20 protein-coding genes are annotated in these 21,414 nt (G+C 44.7%); 4 read left to right on the top strand and 16 right to left on the bottom strand.

What is annotated here, in order from left to right; all coding sequences use genetic code 11:
• Nucleotides 1–255: 255 nt before the first annotated feature.
• The 7 genes from AB6D93_RS21805 to dusA all read right to left on the bottom strand — a co-directional run bounded on the left by AB6D93_RS21805 (nt 256) and on the right by dusA (nt 7,379).
• Nucleotides 256–1,032: a phosphoadenylyl-sulfate reductase gene (locus tag AB6D93_RS21805; RefSeq protein WP_017080080.1), complete on the bottom strand. Its 777-nt coding sequence runs from the start codon at nt 1,030–1,032 to the stop codon at nt 256–258.
• Nucleotides 1,025–2,752, bottom strand: a complete 1,728-nt coding sequence (cysI, locus tag AB6D93_RS21800) for an assimilatory sulfite reductase (NADPH) hemoprotein subunit (protein ID WP_017065747.1) — start codon at nt 2,750–2,752, stop codon at nt 1,025–1,027. Before cysI ends, AB6D93_RS21805 begins: the two co-directional genes overlap by 8 nt.
• Nucleotides 2,752–4,617 (bottom strand): assimilatory sulfite reductase (NADPH) flavoprotein subunit, encoded by a 1,866-nt coding sequence (locus tag AB6D93_RS21795; protein WP_065584778.1) that lies wholly within the window; start codon nt 4,615–4,617, stop codon nt 2,752–2,754. Before AB6D93_RS21795 ends, cysI begins: the two co-directional genes overlap by 1 nt.
• A 123-nt stretch (nt 4,618–4,740) precedes the next feature.
• Nucleotides 4,741–4,971 (bottom strand): hypothetical protein, encoded by a 231-nt coding sequence (locus AB6D93_RS21790; RefSeq protein WP_004735813.1) that lies wholly within the window; start codon nt 4,969–4,971, stop codon nt 4,741–4,743.
• Between the two features lie 192 nt (nt 4,972–5,163).
• Entirely contained in the window at nt 5,164–5,835 is a 672-nt protein-coding gene (locus AB6D93_RS21785; protein ID WP_102333451.1) for a TIGR04219 family outer membrane beta-barrel protein, read from the bottom strand.
• A 135-nt stretch (nt 5,836–5,970) separates the two neighbouring features.
• Nucleotides 5,971–6,192 (bottom strand): envelope stress response protein PspG, encoded by a 222-nt coding sequence (pspG, locus tag AB6D93_RS21780; protein WP_017059950.1) that lies wholly within the window; start codon nt 6,190–6,192, stop codon nt 5,971–5,973.
• A 206-nt stretch (nt 6,193–6,398) separates the two neighbouring features.
• The gene (gene dusA / locus AB6D93_RS21775) at nt 6,399–7,379 is read right to left on the bottom strand and encodes a tRNA dihydrouridine(20/20a) synthase DusA (RefSeq protein WP_102333450.1); all 981 of its coding nucleotides are present in this window, start codon (nt 7,377–7,379) and stop codon (nt 6,399–6,401) included.
• 314 nt (nt 7,380–7,693) lie between these two features.
• Here dusA and zur point away from each other — a divergent pair, with 314 nt between their 5' ends.
• Both zur and AB6D93_RS21765 read left to right on the top strand, forming a co-directional pair.
• Complete coding sequence (gene zur, locus AB6D93_RS21770; RefSeq protein WP_017059941.1) at nt 7,694–8,152, top strand: zinc uptake transcriptional repressor Zur; 459 nt, start codon at nt 7,694–7,696, stop codon at nt 8,150–8,152.
• A 17-nt stretch (nt 8,153–8,169) separates the two neighbouring features.
• A complete protein-coding gene (locus AB6D93_RS21765; protein WP_017059940.1) occupies nt 8,170–8,631 on the top strand; it encodes a chemotaxis protein CheX in 462 nt (153 codons plus the stop codon).
• Between the two features lie 153 nt (nt 8,632–8,784).
• Here the strand turns inward: AB6D93_RS21765 and pgi are convergent, their stop codons facing one another.
• Nucleotides 8,785–10,437 (bottom strand): glucose-6-phosphate isomerase, encoded by a 1,653-nt coding sequence (gene pgi / locus AB6D93_RS21760; RefSeq protein ID WP_017065622.1) that lies wholly within the window; start codon nt 10,435–10,437, stop codon nt 8,785–8,787.
• Between the two features lie 326 nt (nt 10,438–10,763).
• On the opposite strand from pgi, the gene AB6D93_RS21755 reads away from it, so the two are divergent.
• Nucleotides 10,764–11,183: a secondary thiamine-phosphate synthase enzyme YjbQ gene (locus AB6D93_RS21755; RefSeq protein ID WP_004735849.1), complete on the top strand. Its 420-nt coding sequence runs from the start codon at nt 10,764–10,766 to the stop codon at nt 11,181–11,183.
• Between the two features lie 118 nt (nt 11,184–11,301).
• Here AB6D93_RS21755 and AB6D93_RS21750 read toward each other — a convergent pair whose 3' ends face one another.
• Genes AB6D93_RS21750 through AB6D93_RS21740 form a run of 3 tightly spaced genes read right to left on the bottom strand, consistent with a single transcriptional unit; the run spans nt 11,302 to nt 15,014 of the window.
• Nucleotides 11,302–12,507, bottom strand: coding sequence for a BamA/TamA family outer membrane protein (locus AB6D93_RS21750; protein WP_102333449.1), 1,206 nt, complete (start codon nt 12,505–12,507; stop codon nt 11,302–11,304).
• Nucleotides 12,508–12,530: 23 nt separating this feature from the next.
• Nucleotides 12,531–13,616, bottom strand: a complete 1,086-nt coding sequence (alr, locus tag AB6D93_RS21745; protein ID WP_102333448.1) for an alanine racemase — start codon at nt 13,614–13,616, stop codon at nt 12,531–12,533.
• Between the two features lie 6 nt (nt 13,617–13,622).
• Nucleotides 13,623–15,014, bottom strand: a complete 1,392-nt coding sequence (locus AB6D93_RS21740) for a replicative DNA helicase (protein WP_016767560.1) — start codon at nt 15,012–15,014, stop codon at nt 13,623–13,625.
• A 176-nt stretch (nt 15,015–15,190) separates the two neighbouring features.
• Between AB6D93_RS21740 and AB6D93_RS21735 the strand changes: the two genes are divergently transcribed.
• The gene (locus AB6D93_RS21735) at nt 15,191–16,108 is read left to right on the top strand and encodes a DUF481 domain-containing protein (protein WP_102333447.1); all 918 of its coding nucleotides are present in this window, start codon (nt 15,191–15,193) and stop codon (nt 16,106–16,108) included.
• A 180-nt stretch (nt 16,109–16,288) separates the two neighbouring features.
• Here AB6D93_RS21735 and rplI read toward each other — a convergent pair whose 3' ends face one another.
• The 5 genes from rplI to rnr form a co-directional block, all read right to left on the bottom strand.
• On the bottom strand, nt 16,289–16,741 hold the full coding sequence (gene rplI / locus AB6D93_RS21730; protein WP_010434182.1) for a 50S ribosomal protein L9: 453 nt from the start codon (nt 16,739–16,741) through the stop codon (nt 16,289–16,291).
• A 38-nt stretch (nt 16,742–16,779) separates the two neighbouring features.
• Nucleotides 16,780–17,007 (bottom strand): 30S ribosomal protein S18, encoded by a 228-nt coding sequence (gene rpsR, locus AB6D93_RS21725; RefSeq protein ID WP_000090472.1) that lies wholly within the window; start codon nt 17,005–17,007, stop codon nt 16,780–16,782.
• A gap of 112 nt (nt 17,008–17,119) precedes the next feature.
• The gene (gene rpsF, locus AB6D93_RS21720; protein ID WP_004741278.1) at nt 17,120–17,509 is read right to left on the bottom strand and encodes a 30S ribosomal protein S6; all 390 of its coding nucleotides are present in this window, start codon (nt 17,507–17,509) and stop codon (nt 17,120–17,122) included.
• 277 nt (nt 17,510–17,786) lie between these two features.
• Nucleotides 17,787–18,527, bottom strand: coding sequence for a 23S rRNA (guanosine(2251)-2'-O)-methyltransferase RlmB (gene rlmB, locus AB6D93_RS21715; RefSeq protein WP_017063180.1), 741 nt, complete (start codon nt 18,525–18,527; stop codon nt 17,787–17,789).
• A gap of 177 nt (nt 18,528–18,704) precedes the next feature.
• Entirely contained in the window at nt 18,705–21,206 is a 2,502-nt protein-coding gene (gene rnr, locus AB6D93_RS21710) for a ribonuclease R (RefSeq protein ID WP_017063179.1), read from the bottom strand.
• Nucleotides 21,207–21,414 lie beyond the last annotated feature (208 nt).

Here is a 21,414-nt window from a genome sequence, read left to right as displayed (position 1 = left end):
TCTCGCTGAAGCCTTGTGGCGTCTGCCGTGTCAGTGAGGCGGCATTATAGAGATGTTCATCACATTGGCAAGTGTTTATTAAAGAAAGATGCGAAAATAACGATTACATGGCGAATAAACACTCAAAGCCTTATTTGTGCAAGTTTAACTACAAAGTACCTACAGAATAACCACAGACTTATCCACAATTGCTCTAATTTTCATCCTAGAAAACAAAAAAGCTGCCTTATGGCAGCTTTTTAAATGGCAATGAGTCTAAATCCCAGAGCCATATTGCTCTCCATCGTCTTCATGGAGACCACATTCTCGTTTTAGACCATTAAAACGGGTTTCTTCTTCAGTCATACCCGGTTCCCATTTCTTAGTAGTATGAGTATCTCCAACAGAAAGGTACCCCTGCTCGCGAAGTGGGTGGTAACTGAGACCATGCTCCTCTAAGTAATAATGAACATCTTTATTTGTCCAATCAATTACTGGCAAGAACTTAAACACACCATTTTGGATAGATAAGATAGGTAAGTTTGCACGCGATTGAGATTGCTCTCTTCTCAACCCAGAAAACCAAGTGCCAGCCTCTAGTTCATCCAGCGCTCTTCTCATCGGTTCAACTTTATTAAGCTTGTTGTACTTCTCTATCCCTTCTATACCTTGATCCCAAAGTTTGCCATATTGCGCTTCTTGCCAATTAGGACTCTGCTGAGAACGAAAGACTTGAAGGTTTAGAGTCAACTTCTGACTTAACTCATCGATAAAGCGATACGTTTCCGGGAATAGATACCCAGTGTCCGTAAGAATAACCGGAATATCGGGTTTTGCTTGAGTCACTAAGTGCAGCATCAACGCCGCTTGGATTCCGAAACTAGAAGACACAACATGTGTCCCTTCTAAATGTTCTAGTGCCCACTTAACTCTTTCTAATGCGGTTAGCTGCTCTAACTCAGCATTGATTTGTCCAAGACGAAGTATTTGCTCCGTCTTAGTCAATGCGAGTAGCTCTGCTAACTTCAGTTTTGAAGCGACAGAATTATGCATGCAGATCCCTCTTTGAAATGATCACCTCTTCGATGATGCCAGCTCGGATTGTAAAATCACCGAACCCTTCATTGTCGTTACGTTCCGTAGCCCAACGTCCCACCAGCGAATCAATCTCTTCTAAGATCTGAGCAGAAGTGATGTTCTCTTTATACATCTTCGGGATACGAGTTCCGGCTTTGTTGCCACCTAAGTGCATGTTGTAACGCCCCGGCGCCTTACCGACTAAACCCAACTCAGCCAACATTGCACGACCACAACCGTTTGGACAACCCGTGATGCGAAGGATGATGTTATCTTCTTCTGGTAATCCATGTTTTTTCAGAATGTCTTCAACATCCGTTACAAACTCAGGAAGAAAGCGCTCAGCTTCTGCCATTGCTAAAGGACATGTTGGGAAAGCCACACACGCCATTGAGTTTTTACGTTGCTCTGAAACAGCATCATCCATCAAGCCATATTGACGCGCCAATTTTTCAATCTTGGCCTTTTGACTCGTCGACACACCTGCAACAATTAGGTTTTGGTTCGCTGTCATTCGGAAGTCACCTTTGTGGATCTTCGCTATTTCAGCAACACCTGTTTTCAGCGCTTTCCCTGGGAAATCAAGCAAACGACCATTTTCGATGAATAACGCTAAGTGGTGCTTACCATCAATGCCTTCCGCCCAACCGATACGATCGCCACGGCCAGTAAACTCATAAGGACGGCTTTCAGAAAACTCAACGCCTGCACGTTTTTCTACTTCTGCTTTGAATACATCAATACCAACACGGTCTAGTGTGTATTTGGTTTTTGCGTTCTTACGGTTCGAACGGTTACCCCAGTCACGCTGAGTCGTTACCACCGCCGCTGCTACATCTAACGTTTTATCTAATGGCACAAAACCAAAGTCGTCAGCTTTACGTGCATAAGTAGAGGTATCACCATGTGTCATAGCAAGACCGCCACCGACTAACACATTAAAGCCCACCAGCTTTCCGTCTTCAGCAATAGCAACAAAGTTAAGATCGTTAGCATGGACGTCCACATCATTTTGCGGAGGAATGACAACCGTCGTCTTGAACTTACGCGGTAGGTAGTTGCTACCAAGGATAGGTTCTTCATCCGTTGTTTCTAGTTTTTCACCATCTAACCAGATTTCTGCATAAGCACGAGTCTTCGGTAATAGATGTTCACTGATCTTTTTCGCCCACTCGTAAGCTTCTTGATGAAGTTCAGATTCAACCGGGTTTGTCGTACATAGAACATTTCGGTTTACATCACCCGCTGTCGCAATTGAATCAATGCCAATGCTATTTAGCGTTTGGTGCATCAACTTAATGTTCGGCTTCAAGACACCGTGGAACTGAAACGTTTGACGAGTTGTTAGACGAATTGAACCGTAAGAGGTACTTTCGTCTGCGAACTTATCAATCGCCAACCACTGCTTAGGGGTAATGATGCCACCAGGCATACGAGCACGAAGCATGACGTTATGTAACGGTTCGAGCTTTTGTTTGGTACGTTCGTTGCGAATATCACGGTCGTCTTGTTGATACATACCGTGGAAACGAATCAACTGAAAGTTATCAGCAGTAAAGCCACCTGTTATGCGGTCTTGGAGATCTTGTTCAATCGTACCGCGTAGGTTATTACTTTCACGCTTAAGACGCTCATTGTCAGCCAAAGGTCCAAGTACTTGACCTAGCACTTCTTGCTCTATTACTTGCTTGCTCATTAGTACACATCCCTTTGGTAACGTTTCGCTTTACGTAAATCATTAATATATTGTTCAGCTTGCTCGCGGCTCTGGTTGCCATGCTTTTCCGCTATCGAAACTAACGCTTCATGAACATCTTTAGCCATTCGAGTCGCATCGCCACAGACATAGAGGTACGCGCCCTCTTGCAGCCATTGCCACACCTGCTCTGCTTGTTCGATTAAACGGTCCTGAACATAAACCTTTTCTTTTTGGTCACGGCTAAAGGCAACATCGAGCTTAGTTAGCGCGCCAGACTTGAGGTACTTTTGCCATTCAACTTGGTATAAGAAATCTTGAGTAAAGGTACGGTCACCAAAGAACAACCAGCTTTTTCCTTCAGCATCATTGTTTTCACGCTCTTGAACAAAACTGCGGAACGGTGCGATACCGGTACCCGGGCCGACCATGATGATTGGTGTATTGTCGTCTTGTGGTAATTTGAAGTTATTGTTGTTCTCAACAAACACCTTCACTTCACCACCCTCTTCAAGACGTTGAGCTAAGAAGCTAGAAGCTCCGCCTAAACGAGACTCTTCGCCTTTTTGGTATTCAACCAAACCAACCGTCAAGTGAACTTCTTCATCTACTTCTGCTTGGCTTGATGCAATAGAATAGAGACGCGGTGTCAGCTTACGTAACAGGCCAATTAACTCATCAGCCGATAGCTTAGTTTTCTTCTCAGCTAAAACATCGACAACTTGAGTATTACCCGCGTATTCACGAAGCTTGTCTTTATCTTCCACCAGCTTGATTAACTTCTTGCTGCCCGATAACTCAGCAAACTTAGTCACAAGTTGAGGGTTTGAAGTGGTAATCTCAAATTTACTCACTAGCGCACTATGGATAGATAGATTCTCACCATCGACATCGACACTTTCGATACCCGATAACCCAACCTTAGAAAGAATCTGATTTGCGAGTTCTGAACTGTTTTCATACCATACGCCTAGCGCATCGCCGGGTTGGTAGGTAATGCCCGACTCATCAAGATCAATCTCGATATGACGAACATCTTTACCCGAGTCACGACCCGTGATCTTTTGACTGGTTAATAGTGTCGCTGTATATGGATTTTGTTTGGTGTATTGCGAATGACCGGCAGCTGCTTGGCCTACTGGTAACTGAACGATATCAGCCTCGGCACCTGTCGATAGCGTCTCTTTTACTTGCTCTAATGCTTTAGCGCGCCATTCCGTTGCTGATTCTTCGTAATCAACATCACAATCAAGGCGATCGACAAACGATTTCGCACCAAGCTTAGCGAGGAAGTTATCGAAGTCTTTAGCCGTTTGGCAGAAGAACTCATAGCTTGAGTCACCTAAACCAATCACACCGTATTGTAGGTTTGATAATTTTGGCGCTTTCTTCGATTGAAGGAATTCATGCAACTCAATCGCGTTATCAGGGGCTTCGCCCTCACCATTGGTTGAAGCGACGAAAATGACGTGTGTCTCTTTGGCTAAGTTCTTACCTTTATAATCACTCGCATCGAAAAGCTCGACGGCGATACCTAAGGCTTTTGCTTCTGCCTCGAGCGATTCAGCGACGCCTTTAGCATTACCGGTTTGAGAAGCGAAGATAATGCTGAGCTTACCCGCTGGCTTAGCCGCTACTGCAGCGGCCGCTTGAGCGATTGGCGCAGCAGCACCGACAGGCTGAGCTTGGCTCACTCCCCAAAGGTAACCACTGACCCATGCCAGTTGCTGTGAAGACAGTTCAGAAACAGTTTGCTGAAGATGACCCAATTGTTGGTCATTAAGTGGTGCTGCTAGCCCAGGTAACTCATTAGCCCCAGACTGTGCATTATTATTTTGTGAAGACTCTTTCTTATTTAAAGACATGGTCACGACATCCCTAATCATTGCGTGACGATAGATTAACCACTCCTTTTAATAACAAGAAAGAATAGAAAAGTATGTTTTATAACTTTTTGGAAGTAAAAACCGATTGAAACGCAAATTGACTTACTGGTTTTCAATACGCACTTGCTGAAAGCCAACCGCCATTGCCGATTTAGATGCTAGGTCTAAATCCGCGTAATGGCACTCTTCACCATGAACATCAGTAAGCAGAACAAAGCCACCTCCCATATGGCGAAACTCCACAACCCAAGACCCTTCTTGAATTGAGGGCTCTATGATCGCTTCAACTAACAGATTTTCTCTATATAAATTTCGTAATTCATTGAGTGTCATATTCCATCCCTTGCTTTGACCTCACTACATAGACCTTATAAGAATAGACGCAAATTGGCTCTCTGTATTAAGGATGGTCGAAAGTGATGAATGTGCTAACTAATTCCAGAAAGATATAATCAATAGATATAAAAAAACGCCACTTAATAAAGTGGCGTTCTTAAAATTCGTTCTAAATTTGCTTTATATGGCCTAGAAGCGCACTTCAGCACCAGCAAACCAACCATCGACCATGACAAAGCTCTTGCCTAGTTCTGAGCTAAAGAACTCATCCGAATCTAAATCGATAACACGGTAACCACCACGCAGGGCAATTTCAGATTCTGATACTGGAATTCGGTACTGAACACCCGCCATCAAGTCAGTGCTCTTAATACCACTGCTATCACCGAACTCCATCGTACCAATGATATCGAAGTTAGTGTCCGGCACATTGATCTCTGCGTTACCGTAGAAGCTCCACGTGAACTCATCAAACGTCGATGTTTTCGCACCTGTTGCTTTTGGTTCAATGTAATTCGAGTTTGAGTATTGAGTAAACGTCACACCCGCATCGAAGTTCATCTGCTTGTGATCTAACAACGTGTAATAGAAGGTGTAGTCGTACTTATCGAAAGCCAATGAATCTGCATCAACAGAAGTATAGCGAAAGCTAGCGTTTGGTAGCATCGGGGCATTATGCTCAAATGCGAAATACAACGAAGGTGAGTTAGAATCGTCATCTTGTCTAACTTCGTTTAGCTTTGTACTTCCCCACCACATATCGGCACCGACTTTAGCCGTGTAAGAAAACTCTTCTTCAGCAGACACTGCTGAACTTAAAGATAGCATTCCCACTAAAGCAATTAATGGCATTTTATTCATTTGAGATAGCTCCAATTCCATATCGTAGTGCTAATTGTATGCACATTCATAGATTATTGGGGAAAATTCTACCACACATCTTAAATTCTAAAACGATAAACCGCTGACGAGTAAAGATTTGACGGCACTATGACCTTAGTAACGTCTCTGGTTAGAACTGTGTACAAAGTTTTTGAAAAACCACACACCGATTGCAATCACGATCAACCAAGGCAGTAACTTAAACACGACCCCCATCATACCTAAGACCAACATGACTAATAACGCTACTCCGGTTGCAGCCAATACCGTCATAAACGTGATACCAGTGACAAGTAGAGTTGCGACGAAAATAAGAACAAAGATTAATTCAAACATAATGGTCTCCCTAATGAGTTAATGACCTATCTTTCCTACTTTCTAACATTGCAGCTTCCATACCAAGTGTGCCAAACCAATAAAACCCTTATTTATCAGATAAATAAAAAGCCACACATCTTCATGCGTGGCTTTTCAGAAACTTACAGTGGTAAATTTAGCCTCTAGTGGCGAATTTAACCTTAAGTTTTTAACTTAGAGGGAGCTTAAACATTTAGCTCTTTAGGAATCTTAGCCAATGCTGTCTGCACCACCTCAATGCCCGCGCCTTTCTTATGCGCATTCTCACTGATGTAACGACGCCATTGTCTTGCGCCCGGCATGCTTTGGAATAAACCAAGCATATGACGAGAGATGTGTCCTAAGCTTGCACCATTTGAAAGCTCACGCTCAATGTACGGGTACATTTCTTCAACCACTTGTGAGCGCTTCTTAATTGGCGTGTCTAAACCAAAGATCTGCTGATCAACTTCAGCCAAGATAAACGGGCTATGGTAAGCCTCACGACCGATCATCACACCATCAAGGTGTTGCAAGTGCTCTTTAGTTTGCTCAAGAGTAGTAACGCCACCATTCACGGCAATCACCAGATCAGAGAAATCTTTCTTGATTTGGTATGCACGATCGTAATCTAGCGGTGGGATCTCACGGTTCTCTTTCGGGCTAAGGCCACTCAACCACGCTTTACGCGCGTGAATAGTAAATTGCTCACAGCCGCCTTTTTCAGAAACCGTCGAAACAAACTTAGTTAAGAACTCATAAGAGTCTTGGTCGTCGATACCAATACGCGTTTTCACGGTAATTGGAATATCAGTGACTTCTTTCATCGCCGACACACAATCTGCCACCAACTCGGGCTCAGCCATTAGGCAAGCACCAAAGCGACCATTCTGAACTCGGTCGGAAGGGCAACCGACATTAAGGTTGATTTCATCATAGCCACGCTCACCAGCAAGCTTGGCACACGCCGCCAGATCAACCGGGTTTGAACCACCGAGTTGAAGTGCAAGAGGATGTTCTTGCTCGTTATATTCTAGAAAGTCGCCCTTACCATGTAAGATCGCGCCCGTTGTTACCATTTCCGTGTACAGAAGCGTCTGCTGAGAAAGCAAACGGTGAAAGTAACGACAGTGGCGGTCAGTCCAATCGAGCATTGGAGCGACAGACAATCTACATGAATGTGTCATGGTAAAGTACCCTGGTAGCGAGTCAAAAAAATATGCTGGAATACCCAGCAAAAGCAAGGTCGGCTATTGTAAATGCTATGCCCAGTTTGTGCTATATGAACTTTACCTCACATTTTTTATTTAAACCTATTCACCAAACCTCTAATTCAGCCTCACTAATCAGTTATGCCTTGAGTCACACTGTCATTTTGAGTTACCTTGTCTTATTCAAAGTCGTGGGTCACAATACGCTCTGTACCTGACTTTAATAGAAATCATTGGCTCCCAAAACGTAGTAACCTAGAAATAAGGTTTGATTAGGGATGTCCGATTGAATGGTGAAAAATTTGGACCACACATTAATAGAGCAAGTTGAAGGGATATGCGCATCGCGAGGCGTTAGATTAACACCTCAAAGAAAGCGAGTGTTTGAGCTCATCCTCTCTAATAAAAAAGCCTCCAGTGCTTATGAATTATTAGAGCAGTTGAAAGTCAGTGAACCGCAAGCCAAGCCACCTACAGTATATCGCGCTTTGGATTTCTTGTTGGAGCAAGGTTTCATTCACAGAGTTGAGTCAACCAATAGCTTCATATGCTGCTGCTCTTGCAATGCCAACAAACATTTCTCCCAACTACTGATCTGCGATAAATGTGGCACTGTGATAGAACTGCAGGACGATGCGCTTGTCACCCTACTCGCCAGTAACGCTGAGAAGCATGGCTTTCAATTGACGAATCATGTCATTGAATCGCATGGCATTTGCCAATCTTGCTCCTCCGAGATGAAAGAATAAGATTATAGAAGAACATTATGCGCGCTGAATTTGTAAACCCGTTTTTAGCTTCTTTGATGAACGTATTAAAAACGATGGCTTCTCTAGAATTGAAGCCACAAAAACCGAGAGTTAAGAAAGATGAAATCGCTCGTGGTGATGTATCCGGCCTAATTGGTATGGTGGGTACACAATCTCGTGGCTCTATGTCGATCACCTTTGATGAAGGTCTCGCTCTCGAAATCATGGAAAACATGCTTGGTGAACGACCAAACGGCCTCAACGAAGAAGTGACCGATATGGTGGGTGAAATCACTAACATGGTGACTGGCGGTGCGAAACGTATTCTTGCGGAAAGCGGTTTTGACTTCGATATGGCAACACCAATCGTGGTTTCCGGTAAAGGTCATACGATTCGTCACAAGTGTGATGGGGCAATCATCATCATGCCTTTCTCATCTCAATGGGGTAATGCTTTCATCGAGATCTGTTTCGAATAACAGCTGTTTATTTCTAGCAGTACTGAGTATCAACTCAAAGAAGGTTGGCATCATGCCAGCCTTTTTTATTACCTGCGATTTAACCAATGCTTGCTATACAGATACAAAAGCGCCAACCCGAAGGTTGGCGTTTTTTTGGTGCTATCAACTCAATTAAGCTTTAAGCGCTTTAAATGCGTTGATTAGACCGTTAGTTGAGCTGTCGTGAGACGTTACTTGAGCATCGTCAGCAAGCTCTGGAAGAATTTGGTTTGCTAGTTGCTTACCAAGTTCTACACCCCATTGGTCGAAGCTGAAGATGTTCCAGATAACGCCTTGAACGAAGATCTTGTGCTCGTACATCGCGATTAGGTTACCTAAAGAGCGAGGGTTGATTTGCTTAACAAGAATAGAGTTCGTTGGACGGTTACCTTCAAATACTTTGAAAGGTACAAGCTCAGCCACTTCTTCAGCTGTTTTGCCAGCCGCTAGGAATTCAGCTTCCACTGTCTCTTTTGTCTTACCGAATGCTAGTGCTTCAGTTTGAGCAAAGAAGTTAGACATTAGCTTCTGGTGGTGATCAGATGCTGGGTTGTGGCTGATAGCAGGAGCAATGAAGTCTGATGGGATCAGCTTAGTGCCTTGGTGAATCAGTTGGTAGAAAGCATGCTGACCGTTTGTACCAGGTTCGCCCCAGATGATAGGACCTGTTTGGTACTCTACCGGGTTGCCTTCACGGTCTACAAACTTACCGTTTGATTCCATGTTGCCTTGCTGGAAGTAAGCTGCAAAACGGTGCATGTACTGGTCGTAAGGTAGAATTGCTTCTGACTCAGCGCCGTGGAAGTTGTTATACCAAATACCGATAAGCGCAAGGATTACTGGAATGTTGCTTTCAAACTCAGTTGAAGCAAAGTGGTTATCCATCTCGTGAGCACCTTCTAGTAGCTCAACGAAGTTATCGAAGCCAACAGATAGTGAGATAGAAAGACCGATTGCAGACCATAGTGAGTAACGACCACCAACCCAGTCCCAGAATTCGAACATGTTGTCAGTATCAATACCAAACTCAGCTACCGCAGTTGCGTTAGTTGATAGTGCTGCGAAGTGTTTAGCTACGTGTGCGTTGTCACCCGCTTCAGCCAAGAACCAATCACGTGCAGAGTGCGCATTAGTCATTGTTTCTTGAGTCGTGAATGTTTTAGATGCCACTAAGAATAGCGTTGTTTCTGGGTTAAGAGGCTTAAGTGTCTCAACGATGTGAGTGCCATCTACGTTAGAAACGAAGTGCATGTTTAGGCGAGTTTTGTATGGCGTTAGTGCTTCAGTCACCATGTATGGACCAAGATCCGAACCGCCGATACCGATGTTTACAACATCAGTGATCTCTTTACCTGTGTAACCTTTCCACTCACCAGAAACGATGCGGTGTGTGAACAGTTCCATTTTTGCTAGTACAGCGTTAACTGCTGGCATTACGTCTTTGCCGTCAACCATTACTGGCTTGTCGCTACGGTTACGTAGAGCAGTGTGAAGTACTGAACGACCTTCAGTCTTGTTGATTGCATCACCACCGAACATTGCTTCGATTGCAGACTTAACTTCAGTCTCGTTCGCAAGAGCAAATAGGTGCTGCATAGTTTCAGCATCGATAAGGTTCTTAGAGTAATCCACTAAGATGTCAGAACCGAAACGAGTAGAAAAGCTCTCGAAACGCTTTGCATCTTGAGCAAACAGCTCTTTCATATCCATATCTTGAGCAGACTCAAAATGTGCCGTTAGAGCTTTCCACGCTTGTGTTTGCGTTGGATTGATATTTTTCAACATGGTATCTATCCCGATGTTACTGTAGGTTTTATTCTAAACGTCACCTGGGTGATGAATAGAACCCCCGATTAGGCGAAAGTTTATATTTTTCTGTGATGACCAAACCGCGTCACCACTGAAAGATTCTTTGTAATTTTTTTTCACGACGTATTATGCCGTATATGAAGAGCGCCACCTTGAGATAAATCAGGATTCGATTTCCTGATAGAGAGATCGATGCTGACTCAGGCTCTAACATAATTAAATGTGAGCGATAGCTGATAAATTCAAGTTCAAAAGATAGCGTTAAACCACTTTTTTTCCAAACACATTATAAAGGATGGCGTATGTGGATTCAGAAGACTATACACCTAAATGCAAGAAAGCGTGGATTTCATCTCATTACTGATGAAATTGAACAACAGATACACGATATCAATTCTCTATCTGTTGGTTTATTACATCTTTTTATCCAACATACCTCTGCCAGCCTCACGCTAAACGAGAACGCTGATCCTACCGTCCGTACCGATATGGAGTCGCACTTTAATAAGTTTGTCCCAGAGCGAGCGCCCTACTACAGACACACCTATGAAGGTGATGATGACATGCCTGCCCACATTAAAGCATCGACACTTGGCACCAGTGTGACAATACCAATTAGCAACGGTCGTTTAGCTTTGGGAACATGGCAGGGAATATACTTGGGTGAACACCGTGATTGTGGTGGCAGCCGCACAGTGATTGCGACTATTCAAGGTGAGTAGACTATTTGAAAGCAAGATTTTATTAATAAAAACAGTGCCTTTTTAATACAAAAAGAGTGGTGTGTTTCCACGACCACTCTTATCAAGATAGTATTTGGCCTACTGTAGGCCGAAAGCTTTAGAAGGGCTGGTTTATCATAACCCTAAAGGTTCCTTCATCACCGCCTCGCGCTAATTCTGCACGAACAACAATGCCTTCCACTTGAAAACGAACCGCGCCGCCTAAGCTCCATTTCATATCGGTGTGCAATTCTTTGATATCGTACTCATCAGCCACACGCCCTACTTCGGCGAATGCGACCCATTGCCACCAAGGCAGGTCGTAGTAGTTGATCAGCGGAATATCACCGAGTGGCTGCCAATCTGGGAGCACTCGATACTCTGCAGAATAGTGAACAGCAGATCGCCCATGATATCGACCTCCGGTATAGCCACGTAAACGATACAAACCACCCAATCGAGCTTGTTCTGTTTCCGGTGGACGAGCACAATCCTGCCCAGAACAGTTATCCCAGGTTGGTGTATCAGCAGTATAGAAATCGAGTGCCACAACTTGTTGGTCGAACAAGTCTCCTAGAGGACCTAAAGCGAAGTACTGACTGTTTTGAAAAGTCCATTTCAGCCACAAATCGTCGTTAGACCAACTTTCAGCGCCCGTCGTGAACTCAAGATTGGTATGAGATCCTTTGGTTGGGTTACGTGTGCTATCACGATTATCCCAATCGAACGCCAAACTAAAACCGGTCGCCTCTTCAGTATTATTTAAACCTTCTAGCTCACGAGCAGTATAAAAAGGTGTAAATAAAATCGAACTGACACCCGATTCGATTGGCGAAGCAAAGCTCACATCTTTGATTGGCTGAAAAGCACCGAGTAAACCGTGTTCTGCAACGTTGCCCCAAGGTAGCAAATACTTAAACTCAAACTGATAGTTTTGCTCTAAGCCATCAGCAATGGTTTTGTCATCGATAGATGAATCATTATCGCCTTGAGAACCAATGTAATACGGGTTGTCGTTGAAGCGCGCTTGATACATCTGAGTGCTAAACAATACGTTCTCAGACAAGGCATAGTTAAAAGCCGATAGAAAACCGACGTAACTGTCTTTGTCTGAATAGAGTGCCATACCAAACAGAGCGGCTTGAGGTTGCCAAACACCCTTTGCGACACCCGCAACCCCAAAGGTGTTACCCATGGTTTCGGTGCTGAAGTAGAAAGGAACAAAGGCTGAATCTTTTTCTTCACTCACAGCGGAAGAAGAAAAGCTGACACCGAGTAATGTCATTGCAGACATTAGCCAGCTTCGAGTCGTTCGCTTGAACATAATTTACTTATCAAGATCCATGATTACTTCACATATTCCATCGCAACACGCGAAGTCAGCTTAGTGACTAACTCGTAAGCGATAGTGCCGATATGTTCAGCCACTTCTTCTGAAGGTAAATCTTTACCCCACAGAGTCGCTTCATCGCCGACTTTATCTGCCGCATCAGGGCCTAGATCAACCGTTAGCATGTCCATTGATACACGTCCTGCGATCGGTACTTTTCGACCGTTAACGAACACTGGAGTACCGTTAGGTGCAGTACGAGGATAACCATCACCGTAACCAATCGCGATAACACCAACCTTGGTATCACGTTCACTGGTCCAGTTTCCGCCATAACCCACACTTTCACCGGCTTTCACATCGCGAACGGCAATTAGGTGTGAGGTCAGGGTCATCACAGGCAAAAATCCAAGCTCTTGCGCTGATTTATCAACAAACGGAGAGACACCGTAAGATATGATTCCCGGACGAACCCAATCAAGGTGGCTGTCTGGCCAAGCGAGTAAACCCGCAGAGGCAGCAAGTGAACGCTCCCCTTCACAACCTTTAGTAAGCGACAAGAAAAGCTCTGTCTGTTCAACGGTGGTTGCTCTATCCAGTTCATCAGCACAACCGAAGTGGCTCATGTAACGTAGAGGTTTGGCAACATTCGCACATTGATGCAAACGCTCAACAAAGTTTTGGTATTGCTCAGGGCGAACACCTAATCGGTGCATACCACTGTCGACTTTTAGCCATACCACAACGGGTGTTTCCAAATCCGCATTCTCTAGCGCGCTTAATTGCTCTTCACAATGCACCACGGTTTGAATGTTATTGGTCACCAAGATTGGCAAATCGCCCGAAGAGTAAAATCCTTCCAGCAACAAAATAGGTTTAACAATGCCACCAGCACGAAGTTGTAACGCTTCTTCAATACGCGCCACACCAAAAGCATCAGAGCTTTTTGAATGCTTGGCTATATGCAGTAAGCCGTGTCCGTAGCCATTGGCTTTCACAACAGACATGACCTTGCACTGAGGAGCCTTCGACTTTATCTGGTTCAGGTTATGTTCGAGCGCGTTTAAGTCAATGCTCGCCGTCGCCGCTTTCATGTAAGTCATTAGCGATTACTCATCATCAAATGCAGGGCCTGCATAGTTATCAAATCGGGAGTGTTGGCCTTGGAACGTAAGACGAACAGAACCGATCGGACCGTTACGTTGCTTACCAAGGATGATCTCAGCAATGCCTTTCAAGGAACTATCTGGGTTATAAACCTCATCACGATAGATGAACATGATCAAATCGGCATCTTGCTCAATCGAACCTGATTCACGCAAATCCGAGTTTACTGGGCGCTTATCAGCACGTTGCTCTAGGGAACGGTTAAGCTGAGAAAGTGCCACAACCGGAACGTTGAGCTCTTTTGCTAACGCTTTCAATGAGCGAGAAATCTCGGCGATTTCAAGAGTACGGTTATCAGATAACGAAGGTACACGCATTAATTGAAGGTAATCTATCATGATCATAGAGATACCATCGTGTTCACGAGCGATACGTCGAGCACGAGAACGCACTTCTGTTGGCGTTAGACCCGAGCTGTCATCGATATACATATTCTTCTTATCCATCAGAATACCCATACTCGACGAGATACGAGCCCAATCTTCATCATCTAGCTGACCAGTACGAATCTTGGTTTGGTCTACGCGAGAAAGTGACGCAAGCATACGCATCATCAGCTGTTCGGCTGGCATCTCTAGCGAGAAGATTAAAACCGGTTTGTCTTGCTTCATCGCCGCGTTTTCACACAAGTTCATCGCAAATGTGGTTTTACCCATCGATGGACGAGCAGCAACAATAATTAAGTCAGAGCCTTGTAGACCTGCTGTTTTCTTGTTGAGGTCGTTGAAGCCAGTATCGACACCTGTCACACCATCTTGCGGCGTTTTGTATAGGATCTCGATACGTTCTAGCGTCTTCTCTAGAATGCTATCAACGTTTTGTGGACCTTCGTTTTCACTTGCACGGCCTTCGGCAATCGCGAAGACTTTACTTTCAGCAAGATCAACCAGCTCTTCCGAAGTACGACCTTGAGGGTCATAACCAGAATCAGCAATCTCATTCGCGACACCAATCAGGCTACGAACAAGTGCACGTTGCGCTACGATATCCGCATACGCATTGATGTTTGCGGCACTTGGTGTGTTTTTCGCTAAGTCAGCAAGGTAAGCAAAGCCACCCACTTCTTCAAGTTGCTCACGCAGCTCTAAATGTTCAGAGAGTGTAATAAGATCCAGAGGAGAACTTTCTTCAAGGATATCCTTTACCGCTTCAAAGATCAGACGGTGAGGACGGCTATAAAAGTCTTTGGCCACAACCTTTTCGGCAACTGTATCCCAGCGTTCGTTATCTAATAACAAACCGCCAATAACAGATTGCTCAGCTTCTAATGAATGTGGCGGGACCTTGATGGCGTCCACCTGATCGTTGGCTGATTTCTGACTTTTGGTATCCACTATGACTACACTCAATAACTAATAATGATCGTTCATTATACCCAAGAACATCCGTTTGTAATCCGATCCTATGAGTTTGTTTTATTCTTCAGGAAGAATTTACCTATTGCTGACGGAATTAACCAAGGGTAGCATTACGATCCTGCCATTCACTCACTGTATAACTAGAGGTATGCGTGTCCAAATTATTGGCTCTGAGCACTGGTCTTCTAAGCTCTAGTCTTCTAAGCATCGGTCTCCTGAGCGCTCCGTTGGCCTTAGCTGATGATGCTAAAGCCTCTGTTGATGCTAAAGACTCTGTTGATGCAATCCTCGACTCTATAGTAGTTTCAGAACCTACTTCTGAGCCGATCGTCGTTGCACCGACACCTGAAGAAAAAGATATGGATATCGCACCGAGTGATACAAGTGATACAGAACTACCGAGCCCGCTAAAAACGGAAGTCGAATTTGGATATCAGTCGCATACTGGTAATTCGGATTCACGATCGCTTAACGCACGCCTGAACGGTGAGTATACAGCTGGTCGTCATAGAACCAGTGGTGAATGGAAATACTACAACCTCTACAAAGATGGCGAAGAAGATAAAAGGCAATCGACTTACTCAGCTCAGAGTGACTACAAGTTAAGCCCTAAAACCTACCTTTACGGCAGTTTCAAAGGAGTCGACTCGAGATACAGTGCTTACTTTAAGGACTACACAATTTCGAGTGGTCTGGGTTACCAGTTTTCGAATACCGAAGAGTTTGTGTTGGAAGTCGAAGTGGGACCAGGTTTTCGTTACCAAGAACCGAACCTTGATGAGATTGATGATGATGACATCATCTTCCCAGAGATTGTTGAAGAGGCAATTTTCCGTGGCAACGTGAATACGTCATGGCAGGTGTTGAAGAATTTGCAGCTCAAGGCAGACGTGACGCTTGTCTCTGGTCACAGTAACCTAAAGTTTGATACTGAGTTAGAAGCCATCAACGATATTACTGACAATATCGCGCTGAAGATCGCTCACTCTCGCCAGTACCACGATAAAGTGCCTGAAGGCTTAAGCAAACAAGACTCTGTTCTATCGATCAACTTGCTCTTCCAGTTCTAATCTTAGGCCACCTCTAACCTTGAGAACAACTTGTTCAGCAATAACAGCTTATGGATCACCGTAAGATTTTTACCTACTGTAGCCCTTCCTTGTACTTTCCTATATTCCAGACATAAAAAAACACCAGCCGAAGCTGGTGTTTAAAACTTTCAAAAGAAAGAATTCGTCTTGGTACTGAAATTACTCAGCTGCAACGATAGCGATTTTCGCAGTAGCAAAAACTTCAGAGTGAAGTTGGATGCTTACTTCGAATTCGCCGATGTTACGTAGAGCGCCTTCAGGTAGGCGTACTTCGCTCTTAGCTACTGCAACACCTGCCGCTGTAATAGCGTCAGCGATGTCACGAGTACCGATAGAACCGAATAGTTTACCTTCGTCACCAGCTTTAGAAGCGATTGTAACGCCTTCTAGAGTGTTAACGCTCTCTGCACGAGCTTCAGCAGCAGCTAGTTGCTCAGCAACTTTAGCTTCTAGTTCAGCACGACGAGTTTCGAACATAGCAACGTTGTCTTTAGTTGCCATAACTGCTTTACCCTGTGGGATAAGGAAGTTACGAGCGTAACCAGATTTAACGTTTACTTGGTCGCCAAGGCCACCTAGGTTACCGATCTTATCAAGTAGAATAACTTGCATTATCTTAGTCCTCTTAAACTATTATTAACTATTACCGATTACTGATGCTTGTCAGTGTACGGTAGTAGAGCTAGGTAACGAGAACGCTTGATAGCGCGAGCTAGTTGACGCTGGTACTTAGCGCTTGTACCAGTGATACGGCTAGGTACGATTTTACCAGCTTCAGTGATGTAGTTTTTAAGAGTTGCTACGTCTTTGTAGTCAATCTCTTGTACGCCTTCTGCAGTGAAACGGCAGAATTTACGACGACGGAAGAAACGAGCCATGGGCTATCTCCTGATCTTAAATTTAGTAAAGCGGTCTTTCACAATTATCGAAATAACTATCAATGACCTAAAACAAGTTGAGAATTTTTTAAGGCGTTAAGCCAAAAAAGAATTACTCAGCAGCTGCTTCTGGTTTAGCTTCTGTACGCTCTTCGCGACGAGGAGCACGCTCTGCACGCTCTTCTTTTTGCTTAAGCATAATAGATTGCTCAGTCACAGCGCCTTTAGTGCGCATGATCATGTTACGTAGAACTGCATCGTTGAAACGGAAAGCAGTTTCTAGCTCGTCAATCACTTCTTGACCAGCTTCAACGTTCATAAGAACGTAGTGAGCTTTGTGAAGCTTGTTGATTGGGTAAGCCATTTGACGACGACCCCAGTCTTCTAGACGGTGGATAGTACCGCCAGCTTCAGTGATAGAACCAGTGTAACGCTCGATCATGCCAGCAACTTGCTCGCTTTGATCAGGGTGAACCATGAATACGATTTCGTAATGACGCATTTGGTTGCTCCTTACGGATTATTAGCTTCCACGAGTGGCCCGGTCGTCCAGAGGAAGCAAGGAACTAAAGATAAATGACCGAGTTTTAAGGACGGCAAATGTTATAGAAAGAACCCGGTATTGGCAAGCGCTATTTGGTGAATAATGAAACAGTTTTTCTGTCGCCATCTAGCCATCCGACAAACCGATGGATTTTGCTATAACAGCCTAAAAAGAAACGCCCACCAGCAAGTGGTGAGCGCTAATAAATTCATAGACTTAAAGCAGCGTTAACGCATTACTGAGCTAAACGCTGTCTTACCGCTTCGAACAGGCAAATACCCGACGCCACAGAAACATTTAAGCTCGATACGCTACCTGCCATTGGAATCTTAATCAGATCATCGCAAGTTTCACGAGTTAAACGACGCATACCGTCACCTTCTGCACCCATAACTACCGCAAGAGGACCCGTTAGCTTCGCTTGATAGATATCATGCGTTGCTTCACCTGCCGTACCCACAAACCATACGCCCTGCTCTTGCAGTGCACGCATTGTGCGAGCTAGGTTGGTTACGCGCACGAGAGGAACCGTTTCAGCTGCGCCACATGCAACCTTGCTTACCGTTGCTGTTAACGGCGAAGAGCGATCTTTAGGTACGATAACAGCAGCGACACCTGCGGCATCCGCGTTACGTAGACAAGCGCCTAGGTTATGAGGGTCTGTTACGCCGTCTAGAACTAACAGCAAAGGCTGTTCGTGCTGCGCTAGGATATCGTCTAGGTGAGTTTCATTAAGCTGCTTAGCAGGCTTCACCTTAGCAATAAGACCTTGGTGATTCGCACCTTGTGCTTTTTCATCCAACGGCTTACGACCCATCTGTTGAATCGACACACCAAACTGTTGCAGTTGGTTCAGTAATGGAAGAAGACGCTCGTCTTGGCGACCTTTCAATACATACGCTTCGATAAAACGTGCAGGATCTTTTTCTAGTACGGCTTTCACCGCGTGAATACCGTAAATAAATTCGTTACTCATTGTCTCAAGTTACTCTTATTGCTCAGAGAAGAATGACATCAATGCCGATGCATCCCTCTCTGTGTTGTTCATTTCGAGAGTAGCGTCTTACGCCTGATACTCTCGCATTAAATTAAATCAGTTAGGCGCTAAACCTGATTAGCAGAGCGCCTTATTTAGCCTTAAGATCTATCAGTCTTAAGAGTTATCAGCCTTTGGCTTACGGCTTGCAGCACGCTTTTTCTTAGCGCGAGCTTTAGCAGCACCGGTTTTATTCGCTGGCTTTTTCTTCTTAGCAGGGCCTTCGCTGCTTCCGTCAGGTCGCTTAGTTGGCTCAACCATAGGCTTCGCTGATACACCTGGCTTATTACTCTTCACTGCTGAGCGCTTCTTGCTTTTCGCCTTTTTCATCGCTTCGGCTGCACGCTTCTTGGCTGTTTTGCCTTTGCCACGCGGCTGACGATCAGTGTCTTCTAAGTCAAAGTCGATTTGGCGAGTTTCTAAATTAACCGCAGAAACCTTCACTTTAACCGAATCACCCAAGCGGTAGATATTACCTGAGCTTTCACCCACTAGACGCTGACCAACAGCATCAAATTGGTAGTAATCATTCGCTAGCGCTGAGATGTGCACCAAGCCATCAATGTGCAGTTCAGTTAGACGAACAAAGAAGCCAAAACCAGTCACGTTGGCAATCACACCATCCATCACCTCACCGACATGGTCTTGCATGTATTCACACTTCAACCAGTCGTTTACTTCACGCGTTGCGTCATCAGCACGACGTTCAGTCATTGAACACTGCTCGCCGTAGAAGTCCATATCATCGAAAGTGTAGTGGTAACCACCAGTTGGCGTCCAACGTTCGCTGTTACGACCTTCTTCTTTCGCAATAAGGTACTTAATCGCACGGTGCAATAGCAAATCTGGGTAACGACGAATTGGCGAGGTAAAGTGAGCATAGCGTTTAAGAGCTAAACCAAAGTGACCCGCGTTATCCGCGTTGTATACCGCTTGCTTCATTGAGCGTAGCAGCATAGTTTGGATTAATTCACGATCTTCACGTTCATTAATCTGTTGCATCAGTTGTGCATAGTCTACTGGTGATGGCGACAGACCACCTTCCAGTGTTAAACCTAATTCACTTAAAAAGCTCTTGAAGCCCATTAAGCGCTCTTCGCCCGGAGTTTCGTGAACACGGTACAGCGCAGGCTCTTTCGCTTTTTCTACGTAAGATGCCGATGCGATATTCGCAAGAATCATACATTCTTCGATGATCTTGTGTGCATCGTTACGAATTACTGGCTCAATACGGTCAATCTTACGATCCGCATTGAAGATAAACTTAGTTTCTACCGTTTCAAATTCAATCGCACCACGTTCGTCACGCGTTTTCTTAAGCACCTTATACATCTTATGAAGCTCTTCAAGATGTGGTACTTCAGGTTCGTAACGCTCACGTAATTCTTCATTGCCATCTAAGATCGCGCCTACTTTGTTATAAGTAAGACGAGCATGAGAATTCATTACCGCTTCGTAGTGCTTGTAGCCTGACAGTTTACCTTTGTCTGAGATAGTCATCTCACACACCATACATAAACGGTCTACCTGAGGGTTCAATGAACACAAACCATTTGAAAGCACTTCTGGCAGCATTGGCACGACTTGTGACGGGAAGTATACCGAGTTACCACGGTTAATCGCTTCTTTGTCTAGCGCTGTATCTGGGCGAACGTAGTAACTTACGTCAGCAATCGCTACCCATAGACGCCAGCCGCCGCCTTTCTTCGCTTCACAGTAAACCGCATCATCGAAGTCACGCGCATCTTCACCATCAATGGTAACCAATGGCAGTTTACGCAGGTCTACACGTCCTTCTTTTGCTTCTTCAGGAACATGCTCACCTAGGTTTTCGATTTGCTTATCTACCGCTTCAGGCCACTCTTGTGGGATCTGGTGAGTACGGATCGCGATCTGCGTTTCCATACCCGGCGCCATGTTTTCACCAAGAACTTCGGTTACTTTCCCCATCATGTTACGAGAACGACCACCGCGATCCGTAATTTCAATCACAACCACATTACCCATTCGAGCACCGCCTTTATGCTCAGTAGGGATCTGGATGTCGTGACTAATACGCGAATCATCAGCAACAACGTAAGAATGGCCGTACTCTAGGAAGAAGCGACCAACAAGTGGCGTTTTACGCTCTTCAAGCACACGAACCAAGCGACCTTCACGACGGCCACGCTTACTGTTGTCAGTAGGCTGAACCAATACGTAATCACCGTGCATGATGGTTTTCATCTGATGATGCGGCAGCACGATATCATTGTCTTTACCCACACTGCCGTCTGGGCGAACCCAACCATGACCGTCTTTATGACCAATCACATAGCCTTTGATCAGTTCCATCTTCTCAGGCAATGCGTAGCACTGACGACGAGTAAAGATAAGCTGTCCATCACGCTCCATTGCACGTAAACGACGACGCAGCCCTTCATATTGTTCCTCTCCAGCAAGACCCAAAGCTTCGAATAGATCGTTGCGGTTCATCGGAATATTCGCGTCTGTTAAAAACGAAATAATGAACTCTCGGCTTGGTACTGGGTTATCGTAATTTTTCGACTCTCGGTCGGCAAAAGGATCAACAGTGGTTGTCGCTGTCGTGTTTTCTGACGTTGGTGTGTTTTTTGACATAGGCGGGCCTGCTTAAGCAAGGAAGGTATATACCCCTAGTATATCTGATGCTAGGGGTAAGCTACAGATATGCTTTAGAAAACACTCAAATAACCTCAGATTGATACATATCTTCACTTTGTGAAACATCGCTTCATAGACGTGGACTATCATCAAAATTTCAAGCAAACGATAAAACAAACGTTTGCGCCATGAATGAAATACACTA

Source organism: Vibrio sp. 10N.247.310.23 (assembly GCF_041467155.1).
Classification (GTDB): domain Bacteria; phylum Pseudomonadota; class Gammaproteobacteria; order Enterobacterales; family Vibrionaceae; genus Vibrio; species Vibrio crassostreae_C.
This window is presented reverse-complemented; position numbering and strand designations above follow the sequence as displayed.

What these genes read in the sequence shown, in the direction of transcription:
- AB6D93_RS21805 (WP_017080080.1), bottom strand. Translation starts at nt 1,032, where the DNA reads ATGCATAATTCTGTCGCTTCAAAACTGAAGTTAGCAGAGCTACTCGCA.
- cysI (WP_017065747.1), bottom strand. Translation starts at nt 2,752, where the DNA reads ATGAGCAAGCAAGTAATAGAGCAAGAAGTGCTAGGTCAAGTACTTGGA.
- AB6D93_RS21795 (WP_065584778.1), bottom strand. Translation starts at nt 4,617, where the DNA reads ATGTCTTTAAATAAGAAAGAGTCTTCACAAAATAATAATGCACAGTCT.
- AB6D93_RS21790 (WP_004735813.1), bottom strand. Translation starts at nt 4,971, where the DNA reads ATGACACTCAATGAATTACGAAATTTATATAGAGAAAATCTGTTAGTT.
- AB6D93_RS21785 (WP_102333451.1), bottom strand. Translation starts at nt 5,835, where the DNA reads ATGAATAAAATGCCATTAATTGCTTTAGTGGGAATGCTATCTTTAAGT.
- pspG (WP_017059950.1), bottom strand. Translation starts at nt 6,192, where the DNA reads ATGTTTGAATTAATCTTTGTTCTTATTTTCGTCGCAACTCTACTTGTC.
- dusA (WP_102333450.1), bottom strand. Translation starts at nt 7,379, where the DNA reads ATGACACATTCATGTAGATTGTCTGTCGCTCCAATGCTCGATTGGACT.
- zur (WP_017059941.1), top strand. Translation starts at nt 7,694, where the DNA reads ATGGTGAAAAATTTGGACCACACATTAATAGAGCAAGTTGAAGGGATA.
- AB6D93_RS21765 (WP_017059940.1), top strand. Translation starts at nt 8,170, where the DNA reads ATGCGCGCTGAATTTGTAAACCCGTTTTTAGCTTCTTTGATGAACGTA.
- pgi (WP_017065622.1), bottom strand. Translation starts at nt 10,437, where the DNA reads ATGTTGAAAAATATCAATCCAACGCAAACACAAGCGTGGAAAGCTCTA.
- AB6D93_RS21755 (WP_004735849.1), top strand. Translation starts at nt 10,764, where the DNA reads ATGTGGATTCAGAAGACTATACACCTAAATGCAAGAAAGCGTGGATTT.
- AB6D93_RS21750 (WP_102333449.1), bottom strand. Translation starts at nt 12,507, where the DNA reads ATGTTCAAGCGAACGACTCGAAGCTGGCTAATGTCTGCAATGACATTA.
- alr (WP_102333448.1), bottom strand. Translation starts at nt 13,616, where the DNA reads ATGACTTACATGAAAGCGGCGACGGCGAGCATTGACTTAAACGCGCTC.
- rplI (WP_010434182.1), bottom strand. Translation starts at nt 16,741, where the DNA reads ATGCAAGTTATTCTACTTGATAAGATCGGTAACCTAGGTGGCCTTGGC.
- rpsR (WP_000090472.1), bottom strand. Translation starts at nt 17,007, where the DNA reads ATGGCTCGTTTCTTCCGTCGTCGTAAATTCTGCCGTTTCACTGCAGAA.
- rpsF (WP_004741278.1), bottom strand. Translation starts at nt 17,509, where the DNA reads ATGCGTCATTACGAAATCGTATTCATGGTTCACCCTGATCAAAGCGAG.
- rlmB (WP_017063180.1), bottom strand. Translation starts at nt 18,527, where the DNA reads ATGAGTAACGAATTTATTTACGGTATTCACGCGGTGAAAGCCGTACTA.
- rnr (WP_017063179.1), bottom strand. Translation starts at nt 21,206, where the DNA reads ATGTCAAAAAACACACCAACGTCAGAAAACACGACAGCGACAACCACT.